General features: G+C 52.1%; 22 protein-coding genes, 2 tRNA genes and 1 pseudogene. 17 read left to right on the top strand and 8 right to left on the bottom strand.

What is annotated here, in order from left to right; genetic code table 11:
• Positions 1-629 precede the first annotated feature (629 nt).
• A complete protein-coding gene (locus DYY88_RS15160; protein ID WP_084607067.1) occupies positions 630-2714 on the top strand; it encodes a hybrid sensor histidine kinase/response regulator in 2085 nt (694 codons plus the stop codon).
• A complete protein-coding gene (locus DYY88_RS15155; protein ID WP_039727014.1) occupies positions 2707-3810 on the top strand; it encodes a hybrid sensor histidine kinase/response regulator in 1104 nt (367 codons plus the stop codon). The genes DYY88_RS15160 and DYY88_RS15155 overlap by 8 nt, the downstream gene beginning before the upstream one ends.
• A 459-nt stretch (positions 3811-4269) precedes the next feature.
• On the opposite strand, the gene DYY88_RS15150 is transcribed toward DYY88_RS15155, so the two are convergent.
• Positions 4270-4342: transfer RNA gene (locus DYY88_RS15150), tRNA-His, on the bottom strand.
• An 81-nt stretch (positions 4343-4423) separates the two neighbouring features.
• Entirely contained in the window at positions 4424-4555 is a 132-nt protein-coding gene (locus DYY88_RS24905; RefSeq protein WP_302849248.1) for a hypothetical protein, read from the bottom strand.
• A 35-nt stretch (positions 4556-4590) separates the two neighbouring features.
• Between DYY88_RS24905 and DYY88_RS15145 the strand changes: the two genes are divergently transcribed.
• Positions 4591-4971 carry a DUF4359 domain-containing protein gene (locus DYY88_RS15145; protein ID WP_052288429.1) on the top strand — a complete coding sequence of 127 codons (381 nt, stop codon included), beginning with the start codon at positions 4591-4593 and terminating at the stop codon, positions 4969-4971.
• Positions 4972-5096: 125 nt separating this feature from the next.
• Here DYY88_RS15145 and DYY88_RS15140 read toward each other — a convergent pair whose 3' ends face one another.
• Both DYY88_RS15140 and DYY88_RS15135 read right to left on the bottom strand, forming a co-directional pair.
• Positions 5097-5960, bottom strand: a complete 864-nt coding sequence (locus DYY88_RS15140) for a PEP-CTERM sorting domain-containing protein (RefSeq protein ID WP_039727013.1) — start codon at positions 5958-5960, stop codon at positions 5097-5099.
• Between the two features lie 522 nt (positions 5961-6482).
• Complete coding sequence (locus tag DYY88_RS15135) at positions 6483-7124, bottom strand: YqiA/YcfP family alpha/beta fold hydrolase (RefSeq protein ID WP_039727011.1); 642 nt, start codon at positions 7122-7124, stop codon at positions 6483-6485.
• Between the two features lie 155 nt (positions 7125-7279).
• On the opposite strand from DYY88_RS15135, the gene leuB reads away from it, so the two are divergent.
• The 4 genes from leuB (at position 7280) to DYY88_RS15115 (ending at position 10186) form a co-directional block, all read left to right on the top strand.
• The gene (gene leuB, locus DYY88_RS15130) at positions 7280-8362 is read left to right on the top strand and encodes a 3-isopropylmalate dehydrogenase (RefSeq protein ID WP_039727009.1); all 1083 of its coding nucleotides are present in this window, start codon (positions 7280-7282) and stop codon (positions 8360-8362) included.
• A gap of 93 nt (positions 8363-8455) precedes the next feature.
• Positions 8456-8734, top strand: a complete 279-nt coding sequence (locus tag DYY88_RS15125; protein WP_084607066.1) for a hypothetical protein — start codon at positions 8456-8458, stop codon at positions 8732-8734.
• A 75-nt stretch (positions 8735-8809) separates the two neighbouring features.
• Positions 8810-9601, top strand: coding sequence for a prepilin peptidase (locus DYY88_RS15120; RefSeq protein ID WP_242517619.1), 792 nt, complete (start codon positions 8810-8812; stop codon positions 9599-9601).
• A gap of 48 nt (positions 9602-9649) precedes the next feature.
• Positions 9650-10186 carry a hypothetical protein gene (locus tag DYY88_RS15115; protein WP_039727006.1) on the top strand — a complete coding sequence of 179 codons (537 nt, stop codon included), beginning with the start codon at positions 9650-9652 and terminating at the stop codon, positions 10184-10186.
• A gap of 41 nt (positions 10187-10227) precedes the next feature.
• On the opposite strand, the gene DYY88_RS15110 is transcribed toward DYY88_RS15115, so the two are convergent.
• The 3 genes from DYY88_RS15110 to DYY88_RS15100 form a co-directional block, all read right to left on the bottom strand.
• Positions 10228-11787: an AAA family ATPase gene (locus DYY88_RS15110; RefSeq protein WP_039727003.1), complete on the bottom strand. Its 1560-nt coding sequence runs from the start codon at positions 11785-11787 to the stop codon at positions 10228-10230.
• Positions 11784-12221 carry a VOC family protein gene (locus DYY88_RS15105; protein WP_039727002.1) on the bottom strand — a complete coding sequence of 146 codons (438 nt, stop codon included), beginning with the start codon at positions 12219-12221 and terminating at the stop codon, positions 11784-11786. The genes DYY88_RS15110 and DYY88_RS15105 overlap by 4 nt, the downstream gene beginning before the upstream one ends.
• 74 nt (positions 12222-12295) lie before the next feature.
• Positions 12296-12805, bottom strand: coding sequence for a TIGR02652 family protein (locus DYY88_RS15100; protein WP_039727000.1), 510 nt, complete (start codon positions 12803-12805; stop codon positions 12296-12298).
• A gap of 100 nt (positions 12806-12905) precedes the next feature.
• Between DYY88_RS15100 and DYY88_RS15095 the strand changes: the two genes are divergently transcribed.
• From DYY88_RS15095 to DYY88_RS15085, 3 genes are all read left to right on the top strand, one after another.
• Positions 12906-13454, top strand: coding sequence for a gamma carbonic anhydrase family protein (locus DYY88_RS15095; protein WP_039726999.1), 549 nt, complete (start codon positions 12906-12908; stop codon positions 13452-13454).
• Between the two features lie 99 nt (positions 13455-13553).
• Positions 13554-13676, top strand: coding sequence for a photosystem II protein Y (locus DYY88_RS15090; protein WP_072041326.1), 123 nt, complete (start codon positions 13554-13556; stop codon positions 13674-13676).
• A gap of 171 nt (positions 13677-13847) precedes the next feature.
• Entirely contained in the window at positions 13848-15155 is a 1308-nt protein-coding gene (locus tag DYY88_RS15085; protein WP_039726997.1) for an FAD-binding oxidoreductase, read from the top strand.
• 182 nt (positions 15156-15337) lie between these two features.
• On the opposite strand, the gene DYY88_RS15080 is transcribed toward DYY88_RS15085, so the two are convergent.
• A complete protein-coding gene (locus DYY88_RS15080) occupies positions 15338-16588 on the bottom strand; it encodes an IS4 family transposase (RefSeq protein ID WP_052288151.1) in 1251 nt (416 codons plus the stop codon).
• Positions 16589-17171: 583 nt separating this feature from the next.
• Between DYY88_RS15080 and DYY88_RS15075 the strand changes: the two genes are divergently transcribed.
• The 7 genes and pseudogenes from DYY88_RS15075 (at position 17172) to DYY88_RS15045 (ending at position 21794) form a co-directional block, all read left to right on the top strand.
• Entirely contained in the window at positions 17172-17606 is a 435-nt protein-coding gene (locus DYY88_RS15075; RefSeq protein WP_039726995.1) for a DUF6325 family protein, read from the top strand.
• A gap of 122 nt (positions 17607-17728) precedes the next feature.
• Positions 17729-18064, top strand: a complete 336-nt coding sequence (locus tag DYY88_RS15070; protein WP_207223347.1) for an SHOCT domain-containing protein — start codon at positions 17729-17731, stop codon at positions 18062-18064.
• Between the two features lie 92 nt (positions 18065-18156).
• On the top strand, positions 18157-19611 hold the full coding sequence (locus tag DYY88_RS15065) for a (Fe-S)-binding protein (protein WP_367889298.1): 1455 nt from the start codon (positions 18157-18159) through the stop codon (positions 19609-19611).
• Between the two features lie 74 nt (positions 19612-19685).
• Positions 19686-19759 (top strand) — tRNA-Arg (locus tag DYY88_RS15060).
• Positions 19760-19901: 142 nt separating this feature from the next.
• Positions 19902-20153: a UPF0175 family protein gene (locus tag DYY88_RS15055; protein ID WP_039726983.1), complete on the top strand. Its 252-nt coding sequence runs from the start codon at positions 19902-19904 to the stop codon at positions 20151-20153.
• Positions 20146-20627, top strand: a pseudogene (locus DYY88_RS25170) (PIN domain-containing protein). Before DYY88_RS15055 ends, DYY88_RS25170 begins: the two are co-directional and overlap by 8 nt.
• A 222-nt stretch (positions 20628-20849) precedes the next feature.
• Entirely contained in the window at positions 20850-21794 is a 945-nt protein-coding gene (locus DYY88_RS15045; RefSeq protein WP_039726982.1) for a hypothetical protein, read from the top strand.
• The last annotated feature ends 178 nt before the right edge of the window (positions 21795-21972 follow it).

The following is a 21972-nucleotide window of genomic DNA, read 5'->3' as shown; positions in this document are numbered from 1 at the left end:
TAAAGCGGTGAGTCTCGTCACCTCGCGACAGCCCTCAAATTCAGCCTCGACGCTGCACCAAGCCGCTTTTCATAAAACTCCCAAAGAGACCCAAGACCAGGTAAAGCAACCCAAACCCATGGAGGATAGCCTAACTAGACCTTCTGGAGCACGCCCCAGTATTCCCCGATCAAAGCGCAGTCCCAATCATCAACTCCTGAAACAACATCAAGAGTAATAAATCAGCCATCCAATCTTCTTTTCATATACTTTTCCTAGCTTTTCAAGAGGCCAGACGTAATCGAGAGAAGCAAAACAAAAATTCACATATCTTATCTTCTGGCGAACAGTATTCTCCGCCAGAGACCCGAGGCTAATCCCATAGGTTTCGCATCAGACCTTTCAGAGAATCATCGACTAGCTAAAACATAAATTAGTGTGAATGGATGTCATTTTCGAGTAGCTTGGTGGCATCTTAAGTTCAGCAGGAAATTGTTTCAACAACATCAAAACATCACTTCCTACTCAACCTGTATCTTTTCTAGCCATCAGGGTGTCTGTGATAGAAGAATGAGCGCTACAGGTAATCATGTGCTCCTTGGTTGATTTGAGATCAGTCATCAAATCAATCAAGCCCGCGCAAAATCAACATGGTTGACGATTCCTGTAAACAGCATATTCTCAATCATTCTGAATGGCTTGAAAATGGCAGTTTCCCTTCTCAAAGTCATGTAAATCTCGATAAAAATACTGAGTATTTTGAGCGAAATCATCGTTTAATGAAGGATCAAAGCATACGATTCCTTTCCGATGCTGTCGGATTTTTGGCTGGAGTTAATGGCATGATGACATCTGCAACTCTCTCGAAGATCTTGATTGTGGATGATCAACCTGAGCAACTTGACGTCCTAACAGAGCATCTCAAGCAAGACTACGATGTGATGACGACGACGGAACCGGAGCAGGCCAGAAAATTAGCTCATCTGTCACCGCCACCAGATTTGATTTTGCTGGACGTCATGATGCCCCAATTGAGTGGCTATGACTTATGCATTGAGTTCAGGCAAGACGACCTCACAAAAGATATTCCCATCATCTTTCTGACCGGTCTTCGGGAGGCTAGCGAAGAGGCCAAAGGTTTTCAAATTGGGGGCAATGACTATATCGTGAAGCCCGCCGACCCCACTGTGTTGAAAGCTCGCATTCAAAATCACCTGATCATCAAAAAACTCCTCAATCAGCAGGCCCAAGTCAAGAAGACTCTGGCCCAAACGAACCAGCAGTTGCAAGCTGTCCTGAATGCGGTTCCCGGGATGGTTTCGTGGGTCAACCGTGACTTAACTTACCTCGGCTGCAATCAGGCCTTGGCAGAAGCCTATCAACTACATCCAACTGACTTTATCGGATGCCAGGTAGGCTTCAAAAATGAAATTTTTAATTTCCGGGAGTTTCTTGAAAGCTTTTTCGCAAGCGACAAAACAGTTGCGGCTCAAGAAGTGATTATTGAATCTCAGGGAACTCAGTCGCCTTATTATGTCGCTGCACAAAAATACGATAATGGTAATGCTGCTGTTTGTGTTGGCATCAACGTTACCGAACAAAAAGAGGCTCAGGCCGCCCTTCAACAAAGTGAGACGCGATTTCGAAATTTAGTGGAGCATATCAATGACTGGGTTTGGGAAATGGATTTAGATTCCCAATTTATTTATCTCAGTCCTAAGGTGCAAGACATCACCGGCTACACAATTAATGACTTACTAGGAAAAGATCTTACTGATCTAATGTCAGCGGATGAAGGTATCCGGTTCACCACTATCCTGAGCTACTTCATTCGCTCTCACCAACCGTTTACCCAGATTGAAGTGAATTGTTGCCACAAAACCGGGCGATCGCTGACCTTAGAAATTAGCGGTTCACCCGTCTTAAACCCTGATAGTAGCTTTGGTGGCTATCGTGGTATTGCTCGGGATATTACAGAGCGCAAACAAGCTGAACTTGACATTCGCAAAGCTTTCACTCAAGAGAAAGAACTGAGCGAACTCAAAACTCGTTTTATCTCGATGGCATCTCACGAATTTCGGACGCCCCTCACAACCATTATGGCTTCAGCCGAAAGTTTAGAGCGATATCGGCATAAATTTTCCGATGAAAAGCAGGCCATTATTCTCAAACGTATCCAAGACTCAGTGGGATATATTACGACCCTCTTGAGTGATGTCTTAACTGCCGGCAAAGCAGAAGCTGGGAAATTCACCTGTCAGCCGCAAATGATTAATTTACGTAAGTTCTGCTTGAACTTAGTAGAAGAAATGCACATTATTCAGTCTGGTTCAGTGACTCCCATTGAATTTGAATGCATTGGAGATCGGTTTGAAGGTGAAGCCGATGAAAAGTTGCTAAATCATATTTTGATTAATCTGCTGTCAAATGCGGTCAAGTACTCTCCTGAGCAGACACCCGTAAAATTTTCACTAACCGTGGATAGTGGCACGGCAATTTTCAAAGTGTCGGATGAAGGTATTGGGATTTCTGAAGAGGATCAGCGCCATTTATTTGAGCCTTTCCATCGGGGTAACAATGTTGGCAATATCTCAGGCACAGGATTAGGGTTGATGATTGCTAAACAAGCAGTCATGGCACATCAGGGAAAAATTGCCTGTTCCAGTGAATTAGGGCACGGCACCACATTTGTCGTCAATTTACCATTTATGAAAGAGAGATCTACCCATGACTAAACTTCTTGTGATTGAAGATGAAGTTGGCATTCGAGATAGCATTGTCGACATCCTACAAGCTGAAGATTATATTGTCGAAAGTGCTTCTAATGGTCAAGAAGGATTAGAGGTGATTGAGGAATTTCATCCTGATTTAGTGATTTGTGACGTCATGATGCCGATTTTAGATGGGCACGGGGTGCTAAAAAAAATTCGCAACAATCCTCAAACTCAAACGTTACCCTTCATTTTTCTGACGGCGAAAGCAGACAAGATTGACTTCAGAGAAGGGATGGATTTAGGGGCCAATGATTACATCACCAAACCGTTTACTCATGATGAACTGTTAAGCACTATCCAAAGTCGCCTAAAGCTTAAGGCCGCCGCTCACCAGGAAACCAAGAAGCAATTAGAGATTTTGAGAACGAGCGTCAATAACGCTATCCCAAGAGAGATTGCCACTTATCTAGAGGAAATTTGGGCGCTCTCTCACTCATTAAGTCTGAAAGCCGACACCTTGCCAACCGCAGGTATCGTGGGTTTAGCCAAGGCGATTAATCGCAATGCTCAGCAGATGGCGGAGTTGATAGAAAAACTGATGTTTTCTGCGCAGTTGGAGAGCTTAGATCCCCATGCAGAAAGGGCGATCGCGATGCGGCAGCAGCGAACAGAGCACGCTGACGAAGTCCTGATTAAAATTGCTCACACGATTGCTAAAGATTTCTTACGTGATGCTGATCTTGAGCTCATGGCTGAGCCCGCTTCAGCTCAGGTATCAGCATCCAACTTCAAGTGGATTTGCCAAGAAATCATTGCCAACGCCTTCAAGTTCTCTGAAGAAGGAAGCCCTGTAAAAGTAGTGTGTGCTTCTCAGAACCAGGCTTTTGTTTTCTATGTGATTGATTACGGCAAAGGCATGACGCCCGAAGAAATTGACAACATTGGTGCTTACTTGCAGTTCTCAGAGGAGGGAACTCAGCATCAGGGGGTGGGCTTAGGTTTAGCGATCGCCAAAAAACTGGTCGAACTACATCACGGTTCTTTTGTCATCGAAAGTATCCCCAAAAAGCAAACCATTGTTCGCATTACATTGCCTGCCGTGGCAGTCAACCACTAATCAGTTCAGCGTAGGTCAAACCGTAAAGTTAGCTAATGAATCGATAGAAATGACTCAGCTTCCTCCTGAGTCCCGCAGCCCTCTGACAGTAATAGCCATCAGGCGTCAAATCAGGAATTTTGTTGCCCTACCTGAGCCCTTTACGAAAACGGCTCCGTCCTGCTAACCGTTTCAACAAGTCGTTTGAGCAACAGCCATTCTCTGCTGTGTACTCGCCTGGCTGTGACTGCATGCTTCACTGCAAGAAACAGTAACGCGGCAGGAACGAAGGATCTCCTTTAACCGGACGCTATGACGTTGCTTTTGAGTAGGGTTTGGATGCTGAGAGCCATACCGACCGACCCTAGTAAAACTCCCAAGGTTTAAGCTGTTTTGTACATCAACTTTGGTGTGTTGAGCGGACTCAACCAGACCAGCACGAATAAGAATCTAGCCCTGAAGCTAACTATGTAAAATAAGGGCGAACGAGGGGATTCGAACCCCCGAGTGGCGGAACCACAATCCGCTGCCTTAACCCCTTGGCTACGCTCGCCATGCGCGTTTTTCAATATAGCATTTCATCTCGTTTTGTTGACAAGCACCGTCAGCAAATTCAGTCTTGGTGAGGGGATGATCACTGTTGCTCAACTGCAGCTAGCAGGGCCACATGGTGCGATGATGACTCTGCTAGCATGAACACTACGATGGAACCGTAGCGGCGATCGCCCGTCTCAAGGACACGAAAGCTAGCAGGCGTCAGTGTCATCTGCGAGCGTCCACGTTAGTAAATCTGGATTCATAATGAAACTGTCTGTTCTGCTGGGGGCGATCATCTTAGCCGTCGCCACAGCTGCGTTAGTCGTCACTAATCCTGGCCCAGAGGCTTATGCCGATTACGTCGGGGCCCAGGCGCAAACCTATCTCACCGATGAAGTCTGTACCGATTTGCCCGCCGGTATCAGTGACCTTTTGGGCGGCCAGTGTGGCGAGATGGTGCAGTCACTCATGCCAGAGTTAGACACCCTCATTCGCGATCGCACTGAGCGCTTAAATTTTGCGATCGGCAGCATTTATCGAACTTCTCTGGGCATTCCCAATATGCCGATGCTGCCAGAATATCGGATTGAGTCCCTCGGCATACTCAATCGATTCTTTACATATTCCTTTTCTCAAACGGGGTAGTCCTGGCCTTATTCGCTGGCATCAATGATGCCTTTGAGATGGGCGACACAGTTTTAATAGCAAGTAGATGCCCCTGTACAACAGCCTAATTCCTATCCAGGTGGGGGATATCGGTCATCCCCCGCTCAATCAGACTGCCGTAGGCGACTTTTGAACCAGATACCCGTTAATCCCACAGTGATCAGGCTCAGGGCGGTGGCCGGCTCAGGAACTCCGACTGACGGTGAATCTGGCTGCAGATCGAGTAGCAATTCTCCTGGTACTTCAGACTGCTGACGTGGATCGCCCTTGCCACCCGAAAAGACGACTCCTTCTGTTAGGACTCCCCTCACCGGACAATCGTCAGGGGGAATCGGCTCGCCATTCGAAAATTCACATTTAAAGGCGTAGGGACTGCCTCGACTTGTATCGGCGAGTCGAATGCCAATGCCAAAATAGCGCTGCCCTGCTGCCACTGCCCGATTAATACCGTCAATGGCGGCTTGTGTCAGCACCACTTCAAAGTATTCTTCAACCAGATTGTCAAAGTCAGTGGTGGTAGGAGCAGACACTAACGTGACTTCACCGTAGCTGCCTTGTCCAGAATCATCTTGGCCTAGATCAGCAAAAAACTCCGGTCGCCCAAAACCGCCGACCAACTGCTCCATAGGGGTGACAATGTCAAACAGTTGCAGGGTTTCACTGGCCTCAGTGGAGTAATAGCGCTTGTTGAGGAGCCGCAACCGAGCCCCCGTCACGGCAGTAGATACGGTATCTAAATCAAAGAAAAAGTAGGAGCGAAATTCCACATCATTCCGCCACCCGGTGAGGGTGTTAGCTAGGGGAGGATGCTCAGGCCGAGGGGCCAAAAAATCAATGCCATATTGGTCGTATCGAGATTGTGTGCTGGCTCCCAAAATCAAGGTGGCCGCTTCTGCTGCGCCCCCTGCGCTGGTGGCGATCGCTAGCCCCAGCCCAGCTGAAATACATTTTAGGCCGACAGCCTTCATACCTTCCTCAACACTTGCAGCGGAATTGACTCAATCGGAGTGAGGCAATGCTCGACCTCACTCACCTGGGTTTAAAGATTCGTCTTTGACTGATATCTACTTAAGTCTGCTTAAGGTTGACTGACGTTCCCAAGTTGATGCACCCAATACCACGGTCTGCAGTTCAATAAGGCTCGCTCTAACTCACTAACTGCTGGCGATCGCAAATCTTACAAGGTTGAAAAAGTCTAAATATCAAGATGCGCTTGAAAAATTATGATACGCCTGACCGATGAACCCTGCACCCAAATCCGTATCGTACTCATGTCGTACTGATACTTACGTAAAAGCCCTGACCGCTTTCCTTCCTAACCTGACCGCTATGGTAGATTCTTGCAAGTCCACAGGGGTATCTTCATCTAGGCTAAAACTTTACCGTCATTTCTTCGTTAAGACCTCATGATCAGACCGTATAAATGACGCCTTGCAGGTCATGATGGTCGGCTCGACGATCGCTGTCTCTATGGCAGCAGGTAAGCCTGTTTAGGCGAGTGCAAGCTGCGATCGCAAGGTCGCCCAAATGATGTCATTCACATTGCCCAGGGCATGGTCGCTGTCGAGTTCGATGAGTTGCACCCAAGGACGAGGGGCGGCGTAGTCGCGACTGACTTGAATGTCGATCACATCGTCGTGGTAACCGTGAAAAATCAACGTTGGGACGGCGGCCTGGAGATGAGCCTCATCATATTTTTGGGCATCGGTGATGAAGTCGTAGGCTAACTCTGCCTGCTGTTGCTGACCATAGTGGTAGACCGAGAGCCGCCCGGTTTTGCACCAGTGGGCTACCGCTTCAGGCCCCAAGCGCGGTAGCCACTGAGCCAAGAACTGAAAGGCCGGAGCGAGCAACACCAACTGTTTGATTTGAGCTGATACCTGAGGCTGTTCGGCCAGCCAGCAGGTCGTGAGGCCGCCAAAGCTGGAGCCGATGACGGTGACCTGGGGGCGATCGCCCATCCACGCCATCGCCTGCTCAATTTGGCGGCTCAGGGTGAGATGGGTAAAATCCCCCTGATTCAAATCCAGAATGTGCAGGGGGTGGCCCAGCTGCGCAAACTGTTGCTGGAAAAACTGTGCCTTGGCAGATTGTGGCCCCGACGCAAACCCATGCAGATAAAGGTATTCCATCAACTGTAACGGGTTCCTCCCCATTTTTCGGCAATTGATCGGACATCCTGCAAATAACAGGGTTGGACTCCTGACTCAGATGTAGGATAATACGCCTTTGGATGACTGTTGCTAACGGTCATTCTGCTCACGCAATTCGATTTCCTGGCAAATCCATGACGCAATCCTTTCGCATCACTCTGCTCCCTGGCGACGGCATTGGGCCTGAAATTATGGCCGTCACCGTCGATGTTATGAATCAGATAGGCAGTCAGCTGGATCTCAGCTTCGACTTTCAGGAAGCGCTCATGGGCGGAGCCGCGATTGATGAGACGGGTTCCCCCTTGCCAGAGGCCACACTGGAGACGTGTAAGCAAAGTGATGCGGTGTTGCTGGCGGCGATCGGCGGCTACAAGTGGGATACGCTGCCGCGCCACCAACGCCCCGAGACCGGATTGCTGGCTCTGCGGGCGGGATTAGAACTGTTTGCCAATCTGCGTCCGGCCACGATTTTGCCCCAACTGGTTGATGCGTCATCTCTGAAGCGGGAAGTCGTCGAAGGGGTAGACATTATGGTGGTGCGAGAACTGACCGGCGGCATCTACTTTGGGGAGCCCAAGGGGATTTTTCAGTCAGAAACGGGAGAAAAGCGGGGGGTCAGCACCATGGCCTACACCGAGAGCGAAATCGATCGCATCGGTCGCGTCGCCTTTGAAACGGCGCAAAAGCGGCAGGGTCGCCTCTGTTCTGTCGATAAGGCGAATGTGTTGGAAGTGTCGCAGTTATGGCGCGATCTCATCACCGCCCTCGCCGCCGACTACCCCGATGTAGAGTTATCACATTTATATGTAGATAATGCGGCCATGCAGTTGGTGCGATGGCCCAAACAGTTCGACACCATTGTGACGGGCAACCTCTTTGGCGATATTTTGTCTGACGCGGCGGCGATGCTAACGGGCAGTATTGGCATGTTGCCGTCCGCCAGTTTGGGAGCCGATGGCCCTGGGGTGTTTGAACCTGTCCACGGTTCTGCCCCCGATATCGCGGGGCAGGACAAAGCGAATCCCCTCGCCCAGGTGCTTAGTGCAGCGATGATGCTGCGCTATGGCCTCGATCAGCCAGCAGCAGCAGACAAGATTGAAGCGGCAGTGAACACAGTACTCGATCAGGGCTATCGCACGGGCGATATTATGGCTGAGGGCATGACGCCAGTTGGCTGCAAAGCCATGGGAGACGCTATCCTAGAGGCACTTGCTTAAGAAGTTTTGCAAAGCGATCGCTCGCCGAGCGATTGTAAAGACTGCTGCTATAGTTGACTGAACTTTTGTCCACACACTAAGGGTTCCTGAGCTGTGCATAGCTATCATCAGCCGCTCCCACCGATCGCCCGTGCCCCCTATCCCGACGAAATTGCTGGGGCCGCCGCCATTTTTGATCCGGCCTTGCTTAAGGCTGCCCGACACATTTATCGCACCTACTATGAGGTGCATCCTGACGACATGCAGCGGCCCATGGGCGTCGCGATTAATCGCAAAAGTCGCCGGGGCAAACTGATCTTCAGCGGCCCGCCAGTCTTGCTACCGAGTGAGTGTTTTGTGCCCCTCGAGCAAATTGAGCCCGATATTCACTAACTCTCTGGGCAAACGGGATCCTGTTCAGCACACGGTGCCAGAGCCATTGTGATAGGTATCATTTTTCCACTGATTGTGTTTGCGTTCGGAGCGGCGATCGGCAGCTTTTTGAACGTTGTGATTTACCGAGTGCCGGCAGCACTCTCTTTGCTGCATCCGCCGTCTCGCTGTCCGGTTTGTCATCATCCCCTGCGCCCCTACGACAATGTGCCCATCTTGGGTTGGCTGTGGCTCAAAGGCCATTGTCGGTACTGCGATACCCCGATCGCGCCCCGTTATCCCCTAGTAGAGGCATTGGTCGGCGGTCTATTTTTAGGCACTTTTGCTTACTTTGGGCTAACTTGGGCCACCGTCGGCGCGTGGATTTTTTTGAGCTGGCTGGTGTGCCTCACGTTTATCGACCTCGACACGCTGACCTTGCCCAATGTCTTGACCCAGTCTGGATTAGTGCTTGGGATCCTGGCCCAAACGCTCCTGATTTTTTCCACCGAGACGCTGACGCTCAGCCATGCAGCCAGCGGCTTAATGGCTGCCGTCGTGGGGGCAGTGCTGGGCATCTGGATTTTTGAAACGATCGGATTTGTGGGCTCGGTGTTGACGGGTAAAACGGTGATGGGGGGCGGCGACGGTAAGCTAGCCGCGATGTTGGGGGCTTGGCTCGGCTGGCAGGGCATGTTGCTGAGTAGCTTTTTGGCTTGTGCCTTGGGCGCATTGATCGGGGGCGCCGCGATCGCGCTCCGGCTGACCACCCGCCAAAATCCCATTCCGTTTGGCCCCTTTCTCGCCTTGGGAGGATTGGTTACGCTGTTTTGGGGCGATCGCCTGATCAACTGGTACTGGCAACTCTTCTTTCCCCTGGCCAGCTAAACACCGCGTTGGGGCAATTTTCCAGAGCCTGACTCGTATTTGCAACCCATGCCCAAACTGATTGTTTACGCCTGCCCAGTCGGGGAATTAGCCGATCAACTCGCGGTGTATTTTGAACGCAGTCGCGCTACTTGTGGCCCTAATCTGGCCCACCACTATATGCCGCACTGCACGCTGACGGGCTTTTTTGAAGACACGGTCAGCAGCATTCCGCATTATGTAGATGGGTTGGCGCGATCGCTGCAACGGCATCGGCGATCGCAACCGCAGCCCCCGATTGGGGTGAAAGCTCTCACGTTTCGAGCACAGTGGCATGGGTTGGAATTGTCTTCTGACTGGCTCAAACAGCTGATTGCTGACTTTGCCAGTGCCGCCAATTCGCCGACCCGGTCAGCCCCCCTTCGGCTCAAAGATTGGCTGCATCTGAGTTTGGCCTACGGCTTTGAAAGTGAGCACCGTCAAGTACTGCAACAACTGGCTGAAGACTTCGTGAAGCCGCAGGCGTCGGTGGCTTGGGAACTCCGGTTCTATGAGCGCCATGAGGATAACAGTTGGACGTGTCATCAACAGTGGCCCTTGTTTTAGCGATGCCAGCTGGGTTGCACCGCTTGGCGCGATGCCCGTTACTAGGGCTGTTTGGGGTTGTTTACTTTAGCTTTGGCGACGGCTGTCACCTCTAAGTGGGGATGATGGAGCGCCAGTGCCGCCCGGAAAACAGCGAGGGTAACCGTGGCACGTTGCCGCGATCGCAGATCCAGCTCGATGGTCTGGGCCAGGATACTAATCTCGCCGCCCGTGAGGGGAAGCTGTTGAGCGATCGCCCGCCAATCCAACTGATGAGTTTTGAACTTGGGGGCAAACGCCCGTTCCCAGAGTTGCTGGCGAGTCTTCTCATCGGGACGCGGCAGGGTGAGCACAACGTCAAACTTTTGTCGCCAATGGGGCAGAATTTTTTGCGGGGCAGTCGTGCTCACCAGGGTCAGACCAAACTGCTGTCGCCATTGCCACCATTGATGCAGCCAGGGGGCCTCGACTTGGGACTGGCGACCAAACCAGTGCTCGGCCTGGTTGACTAAGAGCAAGCTGGTAGTTTCGCTGGGGGAAGCCGTCAAGCTGTCGGGATAGTCCTCAGGCGTCAGTGTTTCCAGGTCAACGGAGGTGAGAGGCGCTTTCAGATCAGTGGCGATCGCGCTGGCTGCCGTGGTTTTTCCCGTACCCGGTGCTCCTACTAGCAACACCATTAGGCCGGGAATGTCGGTCTCATGGTGGCGGGCTTGGGCCTGACGAGCCAGATATTGCAGTTGCCGCATGAGGGCTTTGGGCAAGACCAAATCGTCCCAGGTAGTGGAGGTTGTCGACGACGGAGCAGCGGTTTCCTCAGAGCTGTCTAGCGCAGCTGTCTCCGAGTCGGCGAGCGGCACGGGTGCAGTACTCCGGCGGGGTGCCACTCCCGATGGCAGTTCATCCAACGCCTCTGACCCATCGAGTGCCGAGGATGCCAGCAACGACTCTAGGGTGGCGGCAGTGGGATAATCGGCGAGCAAAAAATTTGCCAGGTCGTCACTGACGCGCACTTGCTGACTCAGCAGCGTACCGTCTTCATCCCCAATCCACTCCAGCAGGCCACGGTGGACCAGAGAGTGATGGGCCGTGAGGCGAGCCCGAGCTTGTTGCCAGTCTTGATCATTGCGACACAGCAATCGCAGACAGAGATCCACCGTGGGCAAATCGGCCAGCGCCCCTTCTTCTTCTTGTAGGTAATCGTAAAGACGACCATAGCGGCGATTAATTTCGGGGGCGATCGCCATCAGCACCAGATTCTTCTCAACCTCCGAGAGTTGGAGGCGATCGCGCAATAGCGGCAACGCCAGAAGGATATTGGCCTGTTGCGACGCCCGCACCCGCAGCTGTAGCTGTTGACTATAGCTGGCTTGACTCGGGGTGGCGGGGGGCTGGCGTTTGGGCGGGGGGCCTTCACGATCGTCAATGCCGCGATTCACCGTGATGATGCCCTTCCACCAGTGGCTGGTGATCTCGTCCACGGTGGCACTAGATACCCGATGCACGGCTTTATCATCCTGGCGCTTGCGAGCTACCGCCATCATCAACATGCGATCGAGCCAGCGCAGCTCCGTTTTTAGGTAAGCCCAGTTATTTTCAAACGGCTGCACGCCATTACTGCTCATGCTTTCATCATCCGCAAAAACTCCAGGGGCAGGCCATCTGCATCGGCAATAAAGGCCACCTCATACACGCGATCGCCGATCATTTGTTGCTGCGGCGGTAGCAAAACCTTGAGGGGCGAAACGTCAGCCGTTGGTTGCTGACTGGCGTGCTCAAACTGCTTTGCCAGCGATTCTAGCCAATTTGGCAAACTATCGACGGTTTCTGTTAAGTCAAACGACAAATGGTAATACCCGGTGTAGTGTTCGTCGTGAAAACAGTCGGGCGCAGGCTGCGGCTCCGGAATTTGCAGTAACTCGATGCGGCCTTGTAACCCCGTCATCCAACAAGCCAGAGTGATGCCAGCGGTAAATTGCGTTTCCATCTCAAAGCCCAACAGCGAATAAAACGCGATCGCGCGGTGGATATTAGCCGTACGGATGGAAGCGTGATGCATACAGACACAAGTAAGTGGGCCAGGCTGGGAGCCATCAAAACAAGCAACGCTGCGACCCGCCCTAGCGTGCTGGCCTATTCAAACAAGCGGAAATAGGGATAGCGCACAGGCACGCCCGGCTCTTTCTCCAGATTGAAGTTAATGACATTCCAGCAAGGGTCTTCATCCGACGAAGGACTGAACTCCACCGGCAAACCATATAGCCGAGGCGTCGTCCCTTCGCTATGGCCTCGCCAGGGGGCACTCCGTTCTAAATACGTTTTGACCAGCTCTTGATAGCGCTGGGCGATGATCACTCGCGTAGCTCTGTACCCCTGGGTATAGAGTCGATCAAGCGCTTCATGAATCTCGAACCGAATGCCGTCAGGATGCGTATGTTGGCGATACCATTCGCCTTCCCACTGCCGCCAGTGACGACCCGATTGTAAATGGACCAACTCCTTGCTATCAGGGTTGGCCTCAAAAGCCCCATGTCGCTGACACAGATAGGTATCGGTCAGGGTCAATGCCGGAATCTTTTGCCGACAATGCGGACACTTAATCTCAGGGCCAAAAATCGGATATTGCAGGGCTGGGTTAACCATGTAGCAATCGGCTGAGGGAGGCAGTCCAACGGAATCCAGTAGCCGTATTATAACGGGGGAACGATGCTTCCACTGTGCAATCTCTATAAACCTTTGGTCAATGACAAATTTTTCAGCCCCCATTTTATCTGCGCCGGGAAAATTGTGGCCTGCCCCCGATATCTCATCAGCCGCGTTTGTCGCTCCCGGTGCGACTCTCATTGGTCAAATCACCCTCGCCCCCGGCAGTAGCGTCTGGTATGGCGCAGTCCTGCGCGGCGATGTCGAAGCCATTCAAGTGGGGGAAGCGACCAATATTCAAGACGGGGCGGTGCTGCATGGCGATCCGGGTCAGCCAACGGTGTTGGAGGCATATGTCACGGTGGGGCATCGCGCGGTGATTCACAGCGCCCATATCGAAGCGGGATGCTTGATTGGTATTGGTGCCATTGTGCTGAATGGGGTACGGGTCGGGGCCGGTAGCATTCTTGGAGCGGGGGCTCTGGTGACGAAGGATGTGCCGCCGCGATCGCTGGTGGTTGGGGTACCCGCTAAGGTGGCTCGTCCAGTTTCGGAGACTGAAGCCGCTGACCTGATTGAGCACGCCAAGAAATATCGTCAACTGGCCTTAGCCCACGCGGGGCAATCGGAAAATCTTGGGTTTGGTTAAGTCACAAAGATTGTGAATCAATTCTCAATTATGATATAGAGAGATTATGAGAAGAATGTGACATCACATTAAGTCACTTAATTTTTAGGAGGTTTGGCGATGGATTGGAGAATTGTGGTTGTATTAGCTCCCCTCGGTCTGGCTGCTGGCTGGGCGGTCTTCAATATTGGCAAAGCTGCCATTGGTCAATTCCAGACTTTCTTGAACAATCGGGAAGCTTAGGACAAAACTTCTCGCTAGATCGAGCATTCAATTACTTTTGTCGTATGTGCAGGCTGCTTCTCAAGGAGTAGCCTGCACATTTGTGTATGGGACGGCGGAAGCCCAGGCGACGCCGTGGGCAGGGTGACCGCACGACTTACACTAAATAATGGTGAGGTTCGGAATTGCGCTATGGGGTCGATCGCCCAAACTGTGGAATCTATTTTGGGGGCGTCTCAGGTGACCCCATGCGAGTCGTTGGTGGAGCCCCTCTTGAGTGCGGTGAAGGGTGCGATCGCCGCCGATGAATTACCCGCGTGCGTGGCTTTTCCCAAAACTCCAGCCGAGATGGCGGCGATCGTCGCCTGTGCCCACCACAATCAATGGCGGATTTTGCCCTGTGGACATGGCAGCAAACTGGCTTGGGGAAACTTGGTCACGGGGGCCGACATCGTGGTCAGCACCCAGCATTTAAATCAAGTGATCGAACATGCCGAAGGGGATTTGACGGTGACGGCCCAAGCGGGGGTAAGTTTCGCGGACTTGCAGGCACAACTGTTGGCTACGCGACAATTTCTGGCGATTGACCCAGCCTATCCCGACCGGGCCACCCTTGGGGGAATCGTGGCAACGCGCGATACGGGCGCCCTGCGGCAACGCTATGGCGGCATTCGCGACATGCTGATTGGGGTTTCCTTCGTCCGCCATGATGGGCAAATCGCCAAGGCGGGGGGCCGCGTGGTAAAAAATGTCGCCGGTTACGACCTGATGAAGCTGATGACGGGCTCCTTTGGCACCCTGGGCATCATGACCCAACTCACATTGCGTACCTACCCTTTGCAAGAAGCGGCTCAGACCGTTTTGCTCACGGGTGAGCCGACGGCTATTCAACAAGCGACGGCCAGCATTTTGGCCTCTTCACTAACCCCGGTAGCCATGGATCTGGTGACCACGGATTTATTCGAGGGGGCGGAGCAGGGAACGGTGGGACTGGCGCTACAGTTTCAAAGTATTGCGGCGGGGGTGAGCGAACAGGTGGAACGGTTGCAGGCGATCGCTCAAACGCACCAACTCCACTCTCAAGTCCTCACTGATGCCGCCGATGCAGAATTCTGGCGAAGGTTAGGCGACACCCTGTTTGCTCCGCAGGCTGACGATGTCGCGATCACCAAACTGGGCATCCTTCCTGCTCAAGCCGTGCCACTGCTGAACTTTTTAGCCAAGACCCTTGCCGCCGATTCCTGGCAAGCCCGGATTCACGCTAGTAGCGGCATCGGGACGTTACGACTGAAAGCAGGAGAAAATTCTGTAGAGACACTGATAGCAGTGCGATCGCACTGTCAAGCCTTTGGTGGCTACCTCAATTTATTAGAAGCACCCACAGCCTGGAAAGAACAGTTTGAGGCTTGGGGCATTGCTCCCGCCAGCCAACTCATGATGGCGCGTCTACAAGCCAATTTCGATCCTCAAACCCAGTTCAGTCCTGGGCGCATGGGTTGAGCAGCGACGCTCACGTAACGTTTGGCAATTCGCACGTATCGCAATCCGCAGTCAGGTGCCGAGTACCTGTTTAGCGTTAGTTCGGAATAGCTGCCCCTCCGATGGCGGGGTACCCGGAGGGCGGGGTGGGTCAGATATCGGTCATGACTTGACTAACCCACCCCAACGCCCCTCCCCAGAGGCTAATCTTGTAGGGGTTTAGAAACAGCTGCAGCGCCCTGTTTGACAAAGAAGAAACGTTCAATGGCAGTGGCCAATACGTTGACACCTGGCAAGGGCTGCTTCTTAGACGGGGCAAAGCCGACCAACCTGGTTAATGCCAGAGTTGCCTGACGCAGCGAGGCAACCGGTTTACCTGACAGTTGCTGCAACAACGTCAGTTCATCTGGCTCAAACAGTGTCTCAGCGGGTTGTTCTGGGTCCTGGCGCAAGGCATAGGTGAGCCCCAACAATTGCCAAGCGACCACAGAATAGAAGCTTAAGGCATTGGTCAAGGTATGGACATCGTCAAACTGTAGCTTCTCAACATCCAGTGCCCCTGACTTGAGGGTGAAATGCAGGCGCTCAATGCGCCAGCGCAAGGCATAGAAGCGAACAATGCGTTGCACCTCGTCGGCCTGTGTAATCGGTAAACTGGTGAGCAGAAACCAAGACAGGGAGTTGTCGGTCTCGAAGCAGTCCGCTTGAGATTTGACATCGCAACAAGCGACTTCAGTCGCCACCACTAGCGAGAGGGCTTGCGTCTTGTGGCGCGCTGAGCTCAGAGTCTGGTTGGGATGGATATGAACGATGGCGGCTTGCAGGTGTAGCGTCAGCTCGACCGTGCGGCGCTTACCGTCATACAGACGCTCAATTTGGACTGACTCATTCCCATAGTCGTCGAGGTGGGCGCAGACTGTCGGCAATGGGCAGACGACCCCAGCGGTGACGACTTCGACCCGACGCGGTTGAAACACCCGCACCAGCAAGTCGACATTCGACTCGCACTCTGCCTTAAAGAAGTCGAAGATGTCGCTCTCGCGGTCACCCGTGACCACCCAGCGTTTGTCGCTGCCCTGCGCTTGCTGGTTGACCGCAGCTAGACCGTTGAACCACTTCTGAGACTCTTTCTGCGACGTGGGCCAGTCCATCGCACCGCCTCGCGTCCAGTACTGTTGGTCGACGATACCCAGCGGCAGCCCGCCTTCATCCATAAGCAACACGTTATGCTGCATCAGCCCCCGTACCTGGCCCTGAATTACACCGAGTCCCGACATCTGCGCCTGCCCTGAGTAGTTGTAGTACGTCGTGTCTTGGGCCGCTATCAGATACTCGCTCTCACTGGCTTGCGCCCGCGCTCGCGTCGCTGCGACGTGACCTGACAACATCGTTGAACTGTTCATCTCGTCTTTCGCAAACAACCCGGCCACAGTTTGCCGGAAGCTATTGCCCATGCAGCTAGAAAAGGACAGGCTCGGTTGCTCACAGGCCAGTTCATAAGCTCTGTTTAGGCTTTTTTTACCTGCGGGCGGAAGGCACTCAATTGGCTAAATTCTGACATTTGGAGGCGCTGACACTCACTCAACTTTTAACGTCAACTTAGTCTATACAATCACCGCTAGCTTCTGCTAAACGAGGTGTCTGCGATTCTCTGATAGGCTCGTACAAAACCCCTACAGGATTAGCCCCAGAGGGGATGCAATACCGGCGGAGAGCTTTACGCTAAACACTTACGGTGCCGACAGCCCAAAAGTTTAAAGCATGGGAATTTAACCTAAGTGTGGACAGCCGAGACGGCTGTCCCGGCGCAGGCAAGATGCCTGCCTGACAAAACTTGGATTTGATAAGACCCTGCTTCTTCAGCTCCTTATTTTTCTGCCAAGTCGATGAACGGAGTTATCTGCGCAACGCTATATTTCAGGTCGAGAGCGACTGGTGCCGCATTCACGCTCTATGCAGAAGCATTGCGGCATCCCCCATTCAATTCAAAGTATTCATATAATGGCCTCGTTCTTGTGCTCTGAGGAGATCGCTCTCATGTCCCTTGGCCCCGTCGAAATGTTGCTGGTGAAATTTCCTGGCAACCAGTTCACTGGCGAAATTGTGCCGGCTTTACAAGAACTGGTGGATAACAATACTGTCCGCATTCTTGATCTGTTGTTTATCAAAAAAGACGCGGATGGCAGTTTGACCATTATCGAAGTGGACGAAGTGGATGAAGACGAGGTGTACGATGCCTTTGACCCGTTAGTCCCTGAGGTCAATGGATTTTTGGCAGAAAGCGACGCCATTACCCTGGCGCAATCCTTGGAACCCAATTCCTCTGCGGCCCTGCTACTGTTTGAAAATGTTTGGGCTACCCGCTTCCGGGATGCGATCGTCAACGCTAATGGACAAGTACTGCTGAGTGAGCGCATCCCTCACCGCGTCATTGAAGCCCTGAGCACCGAGCAGCCAGAAGCGATCGCTTAAGTTAGCCGTTTGGATTTAGTTAAAACCCTCATCAATTCATTAGGAGTTTTGTTATGCCCCGTAGAGGAAGACGTGGTCCCACCGTCAATGTGCAACGTCAAGGGCCTGGCCTGGTCCGGACGATGGCTCGCACTGCCGTGATTTCGGGTACAGCGACGGCCACTTCGCGAGCGGTGGGCGGCGCGATGAATAACCGTGCCCAAACCGCCCAGCAGCAACAGGTTGCCAATAACGCTGCCATGCAGTCGCAAATTGAACTGGAGCAAATGCGCGCTGAAATGGCGGCGATGCAAGCTCAGCAGGCGATGGCGGCAACACCGATGCCCGCAGCGGCAGCCCCGGCGACGGGCAGTGATGACTTATTGGGACAATTGCAAAAGCTCACCGATCTCAAAACCGCTGGAGCCCTAACGGATGAGGAGTTTCAGCTCGCTAAGGCCAAATTGTTGGCGGGCTAAGGTTTGGGCGCGTATTCTGGTCGGCGATCGCCCGCCAGAATACGCAGGTATGTTTGCCAAAAAAGGGACTTCGCTGGGGCAAATGATCACTATTGAAAGATGATCCCCCGCGATCGCGAAAGCAACACGGTACGCTGGAAACTACTGACCCACAGTTCGCGATCGCCCCTATGCAAACGGCTGACTCTCCCAATTCTGCTTCGCTTGATGCTGCTCAGCAGCCTGCCCCCGCCCCGGCCAGCCAAGGCTTTGACCCCCAGCATCCGCCAGAGCAAGGGCTGATTGATGCCTGTGTGCACTGTGGCTTTTGTCTCACGACCTGTCCCAGCTATCGGGTCATCGGCAAAGAGATGGATTCGCCGCGCGGTCGCATTTACCTGATGGATGCGATCAACCAGGGGGAGGTGCCGTTTTCCGAGACGGCGGTGGAGCACTTTGATTCTTGTTTGGGCTGTCTGGCCTGCACCACGGCCTGTCCGTCGGGGGTGCAATATGACCAGTTGATTGCGGCGGTGCGTCCCCAGGTCAAGCGCAACCATACGCGATCGCTCCCGGGACAACTCTTTCGCACCCTCATTTTTCAGCTCTTTCCCTACCCTGATCGCATCCGCCTATTGCTAACGCCGCTGGGCCTCTATCAAAAACTCGGTATCTCAAAATTGGTGCAAGGCTCAGGGCTGTTGCAGCGCTTGTCGCCCCATCTCGCGGCGATGGAGTCGCTGTTGCCGACGGTCACGGCTAAATCGTTTCAAGACAATTTGCCGGAGGTGATCCCCGCTCAGGGCAACAAGCGCTATCGGGTCGGCATGATTTTGGGCTGTGTGCAGCGGGTCTTTTTCTCCGATGTAAATGAAGCCACCGCGCGGGTGCTCTCGGCGAACGGTTGCGAAATCGTGATTCCCCGAAGTCAGGGCTGCTGTTCGGCTCTGCCCGCTCACCAGGGCGAAGAAGAGCAGGCCCAAGCGCTGGCGCGACAAATGATCGACGCCTTTGAGGGCACCGACGTGGATTATGTGGTGATCAATGCAGCGGGCTGTGGTCACACGCTGAAGGAATACGGCCACATCTTGCAGGACGATGACGAATACCGCGATCGCGCCCAAGCCTTTTCTGCCAGCGTTCGCGATGTCCACGAGTTTCTCGCGGAGGTGGGACTAACTGCCGAACTGCACCCCATCACCGACGGCCCGTTACCGCTGGTGTATCAAGACGCCTGCCACCTGCTGCATGGTCAGAAAATCAGCGTGCAACCCCGGCAAGTGCTGAAGCAAATTCCCCAAGTGCAAATTCGGGAACCGGTGGACGCGGCACTGTGCTGCGGCAGTGCGGGCGTCTACAACATGCTGCAACCCGAAGTGGCGGCAGAGTTGGGGCAGATGAAGGCGCAAAATTTGGTCAATACGGGGGCCAAACTGGTGGCATCGCCCAACCCCGGCTGCTCGCTACAAATTCTCAAGCATCTGGAAGCGCAAGGCCATCAGATGCCGCTGATGCACCCGATCGAATTGCTAGATCGGTCGATTCGCGGTGAAAAGCTGGTCAGTTAGCCCGCAATTCTTAAACTTTTCGGCGGTGGGTGCGATCGCAACAAAACCAGGGTGTTACAATCAATGCTGGCCCAGGGCACGTAGCTCAGTTGGATAGAGCATCAGATTCCGGTTCTGAGGGTCGGGGGTTCGAATCCCTCCGTGCTCGTTAACAAAATATCGGTACCATTGGCGCTGATTCAAATAATCGTATCTAGAGATCTGCTGACGAGGGTAAAGCACAGCAGACGGTATCCGCTTAGCCCGATTACCATTGTGATTAACGATGGCTCCTGTTTTCGGTGCTACCCATGATTCAAATTCAACTGAACTTACCCGAAAGTGCCTTCTCTGCCTTACGCAGCACGCCCGATGAGTTTGGACAAGAGCTGCTGATTGCTGCTGTGGTGAAATGGTACGAGATGGGCATGATCTCGCAATCGAAGGCAGCAGAGATTGCAGGCATCAGTCGGCAAGCCTTCCTGACAGCCCTCAATCGCTTTGAAGTTTCTCCGTTTCAGACCACGCCCGAAGAACTGGAGGAAGAACTGAATCGTGGTTAGGCAGTGGGTTGTCAATGCTTCGCCCATTATCACGTTGGCAAAAATTGACAGGGTTAATCTGCTCCCTCAGCTTTGCGATGAAATGGTGATTCCTCAGGCGTTGCGGACGAAATTCAACAGGGCAATTATGATGATGCCGCACTGTCATGGATACAGGCTGAGGGCCAGGTCTTTCTCAAAGAGACCGAGATTGATCGCCTCGTGGCCGCTTGGGATTTAGGACCTGGAGAGAGCCACGTTCTCTCTTGGGCAATTTGCCATCCGACCTATGAAGCCATCTTGGACGATCGCGCCGCTCGCAAAGCTGCAAAAAGCCTGCAAGTTAACGTTCGCGGCACGTTGAGTATCGTTTTGTTAGCCAAGCAAGCGGGCTATATCACCTCTGCCAGCACTGAAATCTCAAAACTGGTCGAATCTGGTTTTCGCGTCAGCACAGAGGTGTTAACAAAAGTGCTAGAACTGGCTGAAGAATAGGGGCGATCACTGAGAGTTGACATCTGCAATGAAAAGCTAAGCTGGCAGCGTTAGTGAAACATCTCATGAGGAGAATCGGCCCGTACAATCGTATTTGCTGATTTGTTAATGAGGGGCGAAATTCGTAGTTTTGAGGTACATCCGCGCAGCGAATTACCTTGCTAGGTAAAAGTAGTCAAAATCCGATTTATTGTATTTTCGACATCACTTCGAACAAATTCCATGGATAAATATTTCTTTGTGGCACGAGGAATTAAAAATGGACAAGAAGAAATCTCAGAACAGGAGTACATATCTCTAAAACGAGCGAAAGACTTTCTCTTCAAAGCCATGTCTATTGAAGAGCATTTCAATTCAGTCATCGAAAACTACATTGAGCTTGAAAAAGACTTTTATGGATGCAGTCTTAGAAATGTCGTTTTCTGCGAAGGTTTAAACATGAGCTTAAGTGATGATGAACAGTGGTGCAGGTCAGTCGAAAAAATTTACTTTATGAACAGAAGAGTCATCAACCTGCTTGCGGTTGGCTTTTTATATGTTGAGCATTTAAAGCACTCAATTCATTCTATCTATAACCGAGAAAATCGAAACTATAACCTCGTCAAATCTCTTACTCAATCTGAGTATGATGGAGAGGATCCGGGATATCGTGTGATGTGTGCCTTTCGAAACCATTGTCAACATTACGATATACCTTTTCAGATGCTAAATCAAAACTTCAAAAGAGTAGAAGCGAAATCTGGCGTCTTTAATAAATATGTATTTAGCCTAAAAATTCGTGTTGACGAGCTTAGAAAGAATAAGAAGTTCAAGAAAGAAACGTTAAGCGAATTAAATGAGATGGGGAATGAAATAGACCTACTCCCTCTAATAAGAGGATATCTCAGATCGTTATGGAAAATTCATGAGCAAACTCGGAAATCACTCAGGGCTGATTTAAATCTATGCGAGAGTAAAGTCTCTTCGCGAATTGACAACTACAAAGGCAGGATGGGTTTTTACAGCTCTACAAAAGTGACAAGGTATGATGCCTTAGGTTCTGTAGTAGAGTCTGAAGAAATCTTTGATTTCTTTTCGAGAAGACGGAATGAATTAGAAATGAAAAATAATAACTTTGACTTCTTTCGAAAGTCATTCATCAGTAATGAATCACCTAGAATAGATTAGGTCGTTCCTCTCCGACAATAAAACTGAAAAACTGACGGCAGGAAAATCAATCTTCATATTGACCCGACTCATATTTCTTCAGCTGATCCAAAAGAGGTTGAGGGCGATCGCTGCCAACCCTACCTTTACAACGGAAATTGATCGCGCGAGCGCCACTGCAATCTAGGGGGAAGGCGAT

Origin of the sequence: Leptolyngbya iicbica LK, assembly GCF_004212215.1 — a bacterium.
In the GTDB taxonomy this organism is placed as follows: domain Bacteria; phylum Cyanobacteriota; class Cyanobacteriia; order Phormidesmidales; family Phormidesmidaceae; genus Halomicronema; species Halomicronema iicbica.
This window is presented reverse-complemented; position numbering and strand designations above follow the sequence as displayed.

Excerpts from the sequence above, each read along its gene's own strand:
- DYY88_RS15140 (WP_039727013.1), bottom strand. The coding sequence starts at position 5,960 with ATGAAGGCTGTCGGCCTAAAATGTATTTCAGCTGGGCTGGGGCTAGCG.
- DYY88_RS15070 (WP_207223347.1), top strand. The coding sequence starts at position 17,729 with ATGGCTCGCACTGCCGTGATTTCGGGTACAGCGACGGCCACTTCGCGA.
- leuB (WP_039727009.1), top strand. The coding sequence starts at position 7,280 with ATGACGCAATCCTTTCGCATCACTCTGCTCCCTGGCGACGGCATTGGG.
- DYY88_RS15100 (WP_039727000.1), bottom strand. The coding sequence starts at position 12,805 with ATGGTTAACCCAGCCCTGCAATATCCGATTTTTGGCCCTGAGATTAAG.
- DYY88_RS15080 (WP_052288151.1), bottom strand. The coding sequence starts at position 16,588 with ATGGGCAATAGCTTCCGGCAAACTGTGGCCGGGTTGTTTGCGAAAGAC.
- DYY88_RS15160 (WP_084607067.1), top strand. The coding sequence starts at position 630 with ATGGTTGACGATTCCTGTAAACAGCATATTCTCAATCATTCTGAATGG.
- DYY88_RS15115 (WP_039727006.1), top strand. The coding sequence starts at position 9,650 with ATGCCCAAACTGATTGTTTACGCCTGCCCAGTCGGGGAATTAGCCGAT.
- DYY88_RS15145 (WP_052288429.1), top strand. The coding sequence starts at position 4,591 with ATGAAACTGTCTGTTCTGCTGGGGGCGATCATCTTAGCCGTCGCCACA.
- DYY88_RS15075 (WP_039726995.1), top strand. The coding sequence starts at position 17,172 with ATGTCCCTTGGCCCCGTCGAAATGTTGCTGGTGAAATTTCCTGGCAAC.
- DYY88_RS15095 (WP_039726999.1), top strand. The coding sequence starts at position 12,906 with ATGACAAATTTTTCAGCCCCCATTTTATCTGCGCCGGGAAAATTGTGG.
- DYY88_RS15085 (WP_039726997.1), top strand. The coding sequence starts at position 13,848 with ATGGGGTCGATCGCCCAAACTGTGGAATCTATTTTGGGGGCGTCTCAG.
- DYY88_RS15090 (WP_072041326.1), top strand. The coding sequence starts at position 13,554 with ATGGATTGGAGAATTGTGGTTGTATTAGCTCCCCTCGGTCTGGCTGCT.
- DYY88_RS24905 (WP_302849248.1), bottom strand. The coding sequence starts at position 4,555 with ATGACACTGACGCCTGCTAGCTTTCGTGTCCTTGAGACGGGCGATCGC.
- DYY88_RS15105 (WP_039727002.1), bottom strand. The coding sequence starts at position 12,221 with ATGCATCACGCTTCCATCCGTACGGCTAATATCCACCGCGCGATCGCG.
- DYY88_RS15045 (WP_039726982.1), top strand. The coding sequence starts at position 20,850 with ATGGATAAATATTTCTTTGTGGCACGAGGAATTAAAAATGGACAAGAA.
- DYY88_RS15110 (WP_039727003.1), bottom strand. The coding sequence starts at position 11,787 with ATGAGCAGTAATGGCGTGCAGCCGTTTGAAAATAACTGGGCTTACCTA.
- DYY88_RS15055 (WP_039726983.1), top strand. The coding sequence starts at position 19,902 with ATGATTCAAATTCAACTGAACTTACCCGAAAGTGCCTTCTCTGCCTTA.
- DYY88_RS15155 (WP_039727014.1), top strand. The coding sequence starts at position 2,707 with ATGACTAAACTTCTTGTGATTGAAGATGAAGTTGGCATTCGAGATAGC.
- DYY88_RS15135 (WP_039727011.1), bottom strand. The coding sequence starts at position 7,124 with ATGGAATACCTTTATCTGCATGGGTTTGCGTCGGGGCCACAATCTGCC.